The sequence below is a fragment of the Pseudomonas sp. W2-17 genome (assembly GCF_041060445.1).
Classification (GTDB): Bacteria; Pseudomonadota; Gammaproteobacteria; order Pseudomonadales; family Pseudomonadaceae; genus Aquipseudomonas.
Genome location: NZ_JAUFNS010000002.1, coordinates 358,840 through 369,119 on the forward strand (window position 1 = coordinate 358,840; position 10,280 = coordinate 369,119).

General features: G+C 63.3%; 9 protein-coding genes. 7 read left to right on the plus strand and 2 right to left on the minus strand.

The features are described from left to right. Positions 1–51 precede the first annotated feature (51 nt). On the minus strand, positions 52–672 hold the full coding sequence (locus tag QWI20_RS03960; protein ID WP_369304299.1) for a hypothetical protein: 621 nt from the start codon (positions 670–672) through the stop codon (positions 52–54). A 336-nt stretch (positions 673–1,008) separates the two neighbouring features. On the opposite strand from QWI20_RS03960, the gene QWI20_RS03965 reads away from it, so the two are divergent. Both QWI20_RS03965 and QWI20_RS03970 read left to right on the plus strand, forming a co-directional pair. Continuing rightward, positions 1,009–1,704, plus strand: coding sequence for a heavy metal response regulator transcription factor (locus tag QWI20_RS03965; RefSeq protein WP_369304271.1), 696 nt, complete (start codon positions 1,009–1,011; stop codon positions 1,702–1,704). Further along, the gene (locus QWI20_RS03970) at positions 1,677–3,068 is read left to right on the plus strand and encodes a heavy metal sensor histidine kinase (protein ID WP_369304272.1); all 1,392 of its coding nucleotides are present in this window, start codon (positions 1,677–1,679) and stop codon (positions 3,066–3,068) included. The genes QWI20_RS03965 and QWI20_RS03970 overlap by 28 nt, the downstream gene beginning before the upstream one ends. 753 nt (positions 3,069–3,821) lie before the next feature. On the opposite strand, the gene QWI20_RS03975 is transcribed toward QWI20_RS03970, so the two are convergent. Then, on the minus strand, positions 3,822–4,490 hold the full coding sequence (locus QWI20_RS03975) for a polysaccharide lyase family 7 protein (protein WP_192174238.1): 669 nt from the start codon (positions 4,488–4,490) through the stop codon (positions 3,822–3,824). 568 nt (positions 4,491–5,058) lie between these two features. On the opposite strand from QWI20_RS03975, the gene QWI20_RS03980 reads away from it, so the two are divergent. Genes QWI20_RS03980 through QWI20_RS04000 form a run of 5 tightly spaced genes read left to right on the plus strand, consistent with a single transcriptional unit; the run spans position 5,059 to position 10,163 of the window. Next, the gene (locus tag QWI20_RS03980; protein WP_369304274.1) at positions 5,059–5,511 is read left to right on the plus strand and encodes a MarR family winged helix-turn-helix transcriptional regulator; all 453 of its coding nucleotides are present in this window, start codon (positions 5,059–5,061) and stop codon (positions 5,509–5,511) included. A gap of 5 nt (positions 5,512–5,516) precedes the next feature. After that, positions 5,517–7,619 (plus strand): FUSC family protein, encoded by a 2,103-nt coding sequence (locus QWI20_RS03985; RefSeq protein ID WP_369304300.1) that lies wholly within the window; start codon positions 5,517–5,519, stop codon positions 7,617–7,619. Further along, complete coding sequence (locus QWI20_RS03990) at positions 7,616–7,825, plus strand: DUF1656 domain-containing protein (protein ID WP_369304275.1); 210 nt, start codon at positions 7,616–7,618, stop codon at positions 7,823–7,825. The genes QWI20_RS03985 and QWI20_RS03990 overlap by 4 nt, the downstream gene beginning before the upstream one ends. Further along, the gene (locus QWI20_RS03995) at positions 7,822–8,742 is read left to right on the plus strand and encodes an efflux RND transporter periplasmic adaptor subunit (protein WP_369304276.1); all 921 of its coding nucleotides are present in this window, start codon (positions 7,822–7,824) and stop codon (positions 8,740–8,742) included. Before QWI20_RS03990 ends, QWI20_RS03995 begins: the two co-directional genes overlap by 4 nt. Beyond that, on the plus strand, positions 8,739–10,163 hold the full coding sequence (locus tag QWI20_RS04000; RefSeq protein WP_369304277.1) for an efflux transporter outer membrane subunit: 1,425 nt from the start codon (positions 8,739–8,741) through the stop codon (positions 10,161–10,163). Before QWI20_RS03995 ends, QWI20_RS04000 begins: the two co-directional genes overlap by 4 nt. Positions 10,164–10,280: the final 117 nt, after the last annotated feature.

Below are 10,280 nucleotides of genomic sequence, written 5' to 3' on the forward strand. Positions count from 1 at the left end.
AGACTCATCACGGATTCGGTGAAAGCGGCGCCGTGAGACGCCGCAACCCGCTTACATCGGCGGCTGGAAGCCGTCTTTGCCGACCGCGACACCGCGTGCGGTCTTGCCGTCTTCGCCCGGGAACACGACGATTTTCGCGCCCTTGACCAGCGCATCGACCTTGCCCGGCTGCACATAGGCAATTGGCACGTCTTCCGGCACGACCAGCTGCTTCTCGCCGCCTTTGTAGCCGACGCTCAGGGTACGGCCGTTGGCCTTGCTCAACTTGCCGACGGTGCCGTTGGTCATGGTGCCGGTGCTGCCGTCAGCATTTTCCCAACCGTAGTGGCCTTCACCGCTGCCCTTAAGGCTTGGTTCGAACACGGTCACTTCCAGGGCCTTCAGCGTGCCGTCGGCCTGGGGGATCGCGGCAGAACCGATGAAGCTGTCCGCTTTGATCGACTCGATGTCAGTCTTGGAGACCAGCCGGATGCCGGTCTTGTCGGTCAGGCCGATGCTCTGATGGGCGCCGGAGCGGGTGGTGAAATTCAGGGTGTTGCTGTCGACGCTGTCGACCGTGCCGCGCAGTGGCTTGACCACCGGCATGTCACCGGCAGCCATGCCGGCGGCGGAAGCCATGACGGCGGCGCTGAGCATGAGCATGCCGAACGTGGTGGACAGAGCTGTCTTCATCTTCATCGGTGGATTCCTCGGGGCAGTGAACAAGAGTGAAACCTGGTGGGACTGACGTTGCATGACAGCCATCCTGTACCCGCCACCGGCACCCGACAATGACCGCCCGATTACATTTTTGTCATTCAAGCACAGGACCGATCAGTGCGTCGGCCCCCGCGCCGATCAATGACAAAAATGTAACCGACCGCGCGCCATCAGTTGGTTACACTCCACATCCGGCGCGGCCTGCAGCCCTTGACGCCATTCTGCCCCGATCTGATGAAGCACCCTGACGAACCTCCGACACCCCACGCCGGCGACGCTGCCAATGACGTGAAGCGAGCCTGACCGACGATGCACATTCTGCTTATCGAAGACGACACCAAGACCGGCGAGTACCTGAAGAAAGGTCTTACCGAGTCCGGGTACAACGTCGACTGGACCCAGCACGGCACCGACGGCCTGCACATGGCCCTGGAGCACAGCTACGACTTGCTGGTGCTCGACGTCATGCTGCCGGGCATCGACGGCTGGCAGATCATCGAAATCCTGCGGGCGAAACAGGATGTGCCGGTGCTGTTTCTCACCGCCCGCGATCAATTGCAGGACCGCATTCGGGGCCTCGAACTGGGCGCCGACGATTATTTGGTCAAGCCGTTTTCCTTCACCGAATTGCTCCTGCGCATCCGCACCATTCTGCGTCGCGGTGTGGTGCGCGAGGCTGATCATTTCCATCTGGCCGACCTGGAACTGGACCTGCTGCGCCGTCGAGTCACCCGCCAGCAACAGGTCATCACCCTGACCAACAAGGAATTCGCGCTGCTGCATCTGTTTCTGCGTCGCGAGGGCGACGTGTTGTCGAGGGCGCAGATCGCTTCGGAAGTCTGGGACATGAATTTCGACAGCGACACCAACGTCGTCGACGTGGCAATCAAGCGCCTGCGCAGCAAGGTCGACACGCCCTACCCGATCAAACTTATCCACACCGTGCGCGGCATCGGTTACGTCTGCGAGGTGCGGCCATGCGAGCCCGACGCCAGCCATCCCTGACCCTGCGCGCGACCCTGGCGTTTTCGGTGGTGGCGATGCTCGCCGTCGCCAGCGCCGGCATGTACCTCTACGAGACCATGAAGGGCGCGGTCATGACCCGCAGCGACCACGCGGTGCTGGCGCGGCTGGATCACTTTCGCAAACTGCTGCAGTACGACCTGACCCTGACCACGTTGCAAAGCAGCCCGCAGCTGTTCGAGAACATGCTCGACAGCGAGGACGACATTTTCATCATCGCCGAGCCGGGCAAGCCGGCAGTGATCATGGTCAATCCGCTGCACGCGCCGCTGCCGGAGATGCCGGTGGTGCAGGCCAACAGGCCGCTGAGCGTGGCCGACATGCGCAGCGGCATGCTCGACTCCGGCGTGCCGATGCGCGCGGCGACGGTTGAAGCGGTGTCCGGCGGCAAGATTGTGCACCTAACGGCCGCGCACATCGCGGTCAAGGAAATGGCCACCCTGGCGGGCTTCCGTAACCGCATTCTGTTCGCCGTCGCGCTGGCATTCGTGCTGACTGCGCTGCTCGGTTATGTGCTGCTGCGCCGGGGGCTGCGGCCGTTGCGCAGGATGGCCAGCCACGCCGCGGCCATTACCCCGGCACAGCTGGACAGCCGCATGGACAACCGCGACACGCCGGTGGAGCTGCAGCAACTGGGTGAAGCGTACAACGCGATGCTCGACCGGCTTGCCGATGGCTATCAGCGGCTGACGCAGTTTTCCGCCGACCTGGCCCATGAAATCCGCACGCCAGTGGGCTCGCTGATGGGGCATTGTCAGGTGGCGCTGCGGCAACCGCGCACCGAGGATGAATACCAGGCGCTGCTGGCCTCGAATCTGGAGGAGCTGGAACGCATCTCGCGGATGGTCGAAAGCATCCTGTTCCTCGCGCGCGCCGATGAAGCGCAAGCCGCGCTCAATCGCCAGACGCTGGACCTGGCGGACGAGATGCAACGGGTTACGGGCTATTTCGAAGGGCTGGCGGATGAACGTGAAATCACCCTGCACACCGAAGGCGACGCTCGGATTGAGGCTGATCCCCTGTTGCTGCGCAGGGCGCTGAGTAATCTGGTGGCGAACGCGATTCGCTACGCCGATGAAGGCAGCGTCATCGATGTTCGTGTGGTTGAAAGTGCCAGGCACTGCCGCATCGAAGTGGAGAACCAAGGCCCGACGCTGGACGACGCGACGCTGGGCAAACTGTTCGACCGCTTCTACCGCGGCGATGCCTCACGCCACCAGAGCTCCGACTCCAATGGACTGGGCCTGGCGATCGTCGCCGCGATCATGCAGCTGCATGGCGGCGAAGTGGCGGTCAACCAGCCTGCGCCGGGGCGGATCTGTTTCGGGCTGGTCTTCCCACGCTAGCCCGCAGGCCGACTGTTACCTGCCGACAGATGGACTGTGGGAGTGAGCGTACTCACGAAGAGCCGGTACATCCGCTGGATCTTCATCGGTTGGAATTAAGTCTTCGCGAGCAAGCTCGCTCCCACCGGATCGGTGATCGACTCGGGATCTTGGTCATGCTGCGGGACCTGTGGGAGTGAGCTTGCTCACGAAGAGGCCAGTACATCCGCTGGATCTTCAGCGGTTGGAATTAAGTCTTCGCGAGCAAGCTCGCTCCCACGGGATCGTGGGTCTGCCCGAGATATTCGGCATGTGCCGGGATCTGTGGGAGTGAGCTTGCTCACGAAGAGGCCAGTACATCCGCTAGATCTTCAGCGGTTGGAATTAAGTCTTCGCGAGCAAGCTCGCTCCCACGGGATCGGTGATCGACTCGGGATTTTGGTCCTGCTGCGGGACCTGTGGGAGTGAGCTTGCTCACGAAGAGGCCAGTACATCCGCTAGATCTTCAGCGGTTGGAATTAAGCCTTCGCGAGCAAGCTCGCTCCCACGGGATCGGTGATCGACTCGGGACCTTGGTCACGCTGCGGGACCTGTGGGAGTGAGCTTGCTCACGAAGAGGCCAGTACATCCGCTGGATCTTCAGCGGTTGGAATTAAGTCTTCGCGAGCAAGCTCGCTCCCACGGGATCGGTGATCGACTCGGGATCTTGGTCACGCTGCGGGACCACCCCCACAAGGACGGTGTTTAAGGCGAGACAGCAGTCTGCCCCAAGCCTCACGCCTTCTTGTCGTGGGTCGCCTGCAATTTATAGAACGTCGCCGCCCCGCCTTCGGTGGCGTACCCGGTGTTGTCCTGGGTGTACACGCCGGCCTTGAAGTACAGCGGCTTGCCGCTCCACGACGGGTCGAGCTTGGTGCCCCATTGCATCTCGTGGGCGTTGACTGTGAGGTTGCCGGCGGCGGTCAGGTGGATGGTGTACGTGAAGCGCTCCTTGAGCAGTACGCCGGTCGCGACCTGGATCACTTCGGGCTCGGAGGTCGGCGTCAGGCGAAACTTGACGACGATGTTGCCGCTCTTGAGTTTTTCCTTGTACTGATACTCGAGCTTGATCAGCGGCTCGGTGCTGCCATAGCAGTGGATCTGGCCGATGACGATCTTGCCCGTCGATGGCACCTGGTCCACGGTCAGCGCCGCGCGCAGGAAATTGTCCGCCTGGGAGTAAACCCAGTTGTGCACCGCACCGTTGGCGTAGGTCTCACGCAATTCGGTACGGGGATAGATCGCGTTGTCAGTCCTTGACCCGGTCACCGGTGCCCAGAAGAACAAAGTGTCCCCTGAACGGAAGTAACCATCCTTGTAGCCGGCCACCAGCTTTGGCGTGTCGATGGTGGCGGCGGGGATACCGACCGGTACAGAAAGATTCCAGATGGCGAGATCAATCATGGTGCACTCATGGTGCGCGATGCGCACAGCAAAGAAGGTGTCTGGAACAGGCTTGTCACTGCCGTTCCCGTCACCTTTGCTATCGGCTGAACCGTTTGATCTTTAGTCGTCCCCGGAGTCAAGAAACCGCCGAGCCGCCTGGAGTGGCGTATAAGGCCAGCACAATGCTATCACTGAGTAAAAGTGGCCCATGACCTTTCTGATTTGCCCAGCCAGCGTAAACCGGGGGATGAAGGCTAATTATTTGGCGCCATTTTTTTGGAGAGCGCTTAGACGGCCCTCAAAAAAATAGTTCAGCCGGCGAGCACTCGCCCGACGGACGGTACGGGAAATTCCTTCGCCCGTGCCCTCTTCCGTCGTGCTCCATGGTCCTGAACGACTGGCGCGCCCCCTCCCGCTCAGCTGAAGATCCGGACAAACCCGCCTGCGACAATCCGCCGGGGACGCCTGCCAACATTCCATTTGACGAGACCAGGGTGTAACAAGATATTATTAGTTAGCAACCTAATAATGCAGCGCCTAATCATTCAGTTCCTAACCAAACCCACACCGCCCCAATGGCCTTTTCATGAACTCTGACACCCTGCAAATGCGCATCACCGGCGGCGTCGTCGCGGCCTCCCGGCAGTGGCGCCGCGTCTGCCAGACCACGTTGATGAACGTCGGCGTGAGCGAAGCCTGCGCGGGCCCGTTGCTGATGATCGCGCGCCTGGGTGAGGGCGTGCGCCAAGTGACGGTGGCCCAGGCCTGCGGGCTGGAAAGCCCGTCACTGGTGCGCCTGCTCGATCAGCTGTGCAAAGCCGGGCTGGTTCAGCGCACCGAGGACCCCACTGACCGCCGCGCCAAGGCCTTGAGCCTGACCGACGAGGGCCGCGCGCTGGCCGACGCCATCGAGGAGGAGCTGATTCGCCTGCGCCGTGACATCTTCAGCCACGTCGACCCGGCGGATCTGGAAGCGACGTTGCGCGTGTTCAACGCCATCGCCGAAGCGACGCCGATGGCGCCGGAGTCGTCATCTTGAGCGGCCTGTTCAAAGGCTTTTTCGACGGTGTACCGCCGGGCCGCGACTGGTTCTATGGCGTGCGCACGTTCGCCGCTTCGATGCTGGCGCTGTACATCGCGCTGATGATGGAACTGCCCCGCCCCTACTGGGCGATGGCGACGGTGTACATCGTCTCCAGCCCGTTCGTGGCGCCGACCAGTTCCAAGGCGCTGTATCGCGCCGCCGGCACGCTGCTTGGCGCCGCCGCGTCGGTGGTGCTGGTGCCGATGTTCGTGCAGACGCCGTTTTTGCTGGCGGTGGTCATTGCGTTGTGGACCGGCACCCTGCTGTTTCTGTCCCTGCATTTGCGCACCGCCAACAGCTACGCGCTGATGCTGGCCGGCTACACCATGCCGTTGATTTCCTTTCCCGTGGTCGACAACCCCCAGGCGGTGTTCGACATCGCCGTCTCGCGTACCGAGGAGATCTTCCTCGGCATCGTCTGCGCCGCCGTGATCGGTGCGATGTTCTGGCCGCGTCGGCTGGCGCCGGTGCTGGTCGATGCCATGGGCAAGTGGTTCAAGGACGCCTCGGCCTACAGCGACCTGTTCCTCTCCCGCAGCGCCACGCCGGAAGCGGTCGGCGGCCTGCGCACGGCCATGGTCGGCACCTTCAACAGCCTGGAGCTGATGATCGGCCAGTTGCCCCACGAAGGCGCCCATCGCCAGACCGTGCGCAATGCCAAGGAACTGCGCGGCCGGATGATTCACCTGCTACCGGTCATCGATGCGCTGGACGATGCACTCTGGGCGCTGGAGCGGCGTTCGCCCGAGCACGTCGCCGACCTCGCGCCGCTGTTGATCGAGTCCCGCGACTGGGTCGAGCAGACCGCCGAGGGCGCGCCGATCAAGTACTGGAAAGCGCTGCACGCCGAACTCGACCGTCTGCAACCGACACCCGCGCAGATCGATGATCGCCGGCAGCTGCTGCTGTCGAACGCGCTGTATCGGCTGCGCGAATGGATCGATCTGTGGCAGGACTGCCGCAGCCTGCAACACGCCATCGAGACCGACGATCACTCGGCGTGGCGCGCGGTGTACCGCCATTGGCGGCTGGGGCGACTGTCGCCGTTTCTCGATCGCGGAATGATGCTGTATTCGGTGGCGACCTCGGTCAGCGCCATCATTGTCGCGTCGACGCTGTGGATTTTGCTGGGCTGGCAGGACGGCGCGAGCGCGGTGGCGCTGGCGGCCGTGTCGTGCAGCTTTTTCGCGGCGATGGACGACCCGGCGCCGCAGATCTACCGCTTCTTCTTCTGGACCATGATGTCGGTGATCTTCGCCAGCCTCTATCTGTTCGTGGTGCTGCCCAACCTGCACGACTTCCCGATGCTGGTACTGGCGTTTTCGGTGCCGTTTATCTGCGTTGGCACCCTGACCGTGCAACCGAAGTTCTACCTCGGCACGCTGCTGACCATCGTCAATACCTCGTCCTTTATCAGCATTCAAAGCGCCTACGACGCCGACTTCGTCAACTTCGTCAATTCCAACCTCGCCGGGCCGGCGGGTCTGGCGTTCGCCTTCGTCTGGACGCTGATCGTCAGGCCGTTCGGCACCGAAGTGGCGGCCAAGCGCATGACCCGCTTCAGTTGGCGCGACATCGTCTCCCTCAGCGAAGAGGCCACCTTGGCCGAGCACCGGCAAATGGGCGTGCGCATGCTCGACCGGCTGATGCAGCACCTGCCGCGTCTGGCGATCACCGCGCAGGATTCCACCAGTGCACTGCGCGAGGCGCGCGTCGCCCTCAACATGCTCGACCTGCTGGCGTACATGCCGCGGGTCGACCCGGCGCCGCGCCAACTATTGCGCCAGGTCGCCACCGAAGTCGGCGCGCATTTCCGCGCCTGCCTGAAAGCCCGGGAGCGTTTGCCCGCGCCTAAAGGTCTGTTGATGACCATGGACCGCGCCCGCCGCGCGCTGACGTTTAACGACGAGGGCGACGGCAATGGCGATAACAGCGCGCGGCTGAATCTGCTGCACGCCCTCAGTGGATTGCGCCTGGCGCTGCTACCCGGTGTGGAGATCGTCGATGTGCTCGCCGAGCAGGAAGAACAACCGCCCTATGGCATCGATGGAGCGCCGTTATGATCGGTGACGTGGACATCAGCGGGATTTTCCTGCCGACCTTTCTGGTGCTGATGGGCATCGCTTACCTGATTTTTCTGGTGGTGCACGCCGTGTTGACGCGCGCCCGCCTCTACCGCCTGGTCTGGCACCGGGCTTTGTTCAACGTCGGTCTATACGCTCTGCTGCTCGGCGTTGTGGATACCCTAAGTCGATACCTGATGAAATGAAAAGACCTCTTCTGACGCTGGGCCGCGTGGTCCTGACCCTGCTGGTTGTCACCCTCGCCGCAATCGTCGTCTGGCGCATGGTGATGTATTACATGTACGCCCCGTGGACCCGCGACGGGCACATCCGCGCCGACGTGATCCAGATCGCGCCGGACGTTTCGGGGCTGATCGAGAAGGTCGCAGTGAGCGACAACCAACTGGTCAAAAAAGGCCAGTTGCTGTTCACCATCGACCAGGACCGCTTCCGCCTCGCCTTGCGCCAGGCCCAGGCCACGGTCGCCGAGCGCAAGGAGACCTGGGAGCAGGCCCAGCGCGAGAACCGTCGCAACCGCAGCCTCGGCAATCTGGTCGCCCGCGAGCAGCTGGAAGAAAGCCAGTCCAAGGAAGCCCGCGCGTTGTCGGCCTTGAATGAAGCGCAGGTCGCGGTCGACTCGGCGCAACTGAACCTGGACCGCTCAGTGATCCGCAGCCCGGTGGACGGCTACCTCAACGACCGCGCACCCCGCGACCGCGAATTCGTCAGCGCCGGGCACCCGGTGCTGTCGGTGGTGGACAGCAACTCGTTCCACATCGACGGCTACTTTGAAGAAACCAAGCTGGACGGGATTCACATCGGCTCCGGCGTGGACATCCGCGTGATCGGCGACAACGCCCGCCTGCGTGGCCATGTGGTGAGCATCGTCGCGGCCATCGAAGACCGCGACCGCAGCAGCGGCTCGAACCTGCTGCCCAACGTCAATCCGGCCTTCAGCTGGGTGCGTCTGGCCCAGCGGATTCCGGTGCGCATCGCCTTTGATGAAGTACCGGCGGACTTCCGCATGATTGCCGGGCGCACGGCGACGGTGTCGATCATCGATGACGCCCGCGCAGATGCTAAGGGAAATGACCAACCTGTCCAGCCAGGAGCGCCGAAATGAAACACCGCGCACGCCTGCTGACCGTGGGCATGGGCTTGCTGCTGTCGGCTTGCACGGTGGTCGGCCCGGATTACACGCTGCCCGATAAAGCCGCCGTGAATCGCCCCGATTTGCAAGGCGAGCTGGCCGGTTCGTCGACCAACGTGGTGTCGGCGCCGGTACCGGCTGACTGGTGGCGCCTGTATCACGATCCGAAACTCGATGAGCTGGTGGGTCAGGCGCTGGTGTCGAGCACCGACCTGCGCGTCGCAGCGGCGAACCTGCAACGGGCGCGCTTTCAGATGAGCGAGGCGGATGCGGCGGGCGGCTGGAGCGGCACGGCCAAAGCCGGGGCGCAGCGCTTGCAGGAATCCGGTCAGGCCTACCTGCAGCCGGAGAAAGTACCGGTGGCCAACGTCGGCGATGTCGGGTTGACCACCTCGTATCAGTTCGACCTGTTCGGCGTGTTGCAGCGCGGTATCGAAGCGGCCCAGGCCAACGCCGACGCGACCCAGGCGGCGGCCGACACGGCACGCATCACGCTGGTGGCCGACGTGGTTCGCGCCTACACCCAGGTGTGTGCCGCCAACGAGGAACGCAACATCGCCCTGCACTCCCTTGACCTGCAGAAGCAGAGCCTGAGCCTGACCCAACGCCTGCGCGACGCCGGCCGTGGCGATGAAACCCAGGTGACGCGCTCGCAGACCCAGTTCCGCTCGCTGCGTGCCGATTTGCCGCGTTACGAAGCGGCGCAGAAGTCGGCGTTGTATCGCCTGTCGATGCTCCTCGCCCGTCCGCTGAATCAGCTGCCCCAAGGGGTGGCGGAATGCGCCGAGCTGCCGCACATTGCCCAGGTCATGCCAGTGGGCGATGGTGCCGCGCTGCTCAAGCGCCGTCCCGATGTGCGTCAGGCGGAACGCCGACTGGCGATGTCAACGGCGGCCATTGGTGTGGCGACGGGCGAGCTGTATCCCGATATCAGCATCGGCGCAACGGTGGGCACTGTGGGGATTCTCGATGAACTGGGCGATCCGTCGACCAATCGTTGGGGCTTCGGCGGGGTGATCAATTGGACCATTCCGTCCAATGGCGCCCGGGCGCGGATTCACATCGCCGAAGCGTCAAATCAGGCGGCGCTGGCGCATTTTGACGGCGTGGTGCTCAACGCCATCCGCGAAGCCCAGACCGGGCTGTCGCAGTACACCGCCCTGCTGGAACGCCGGGATGCGCTGGTGGAAACCGAGGAGTCTGCGCGACAAGCGGCGGACCAGACCCACCGGTTCTTCCTCGCCGGCCGCGAATCCTTCCTCGCCGACCTGCAAGCCACCCGCACCTACACCGACGTCACCGCGCAACTGGCGGCGGCGAACACCCAGGTGGCGATGGGTCAGATCGACCTGTTCCTGGCGCTGGGTGGGGGTTGGGAGAACGGGCATAAGTAAGTTCTCGCGGGTTGGCGTGAACTCTTTGTGGGACCGGCTTTAGCCGGGAATGCGTCATGTGTCACATCGCAAAACTGATGTCGTTCACACCGGCCTCTTCCCGGCTGAAGCCGGTCC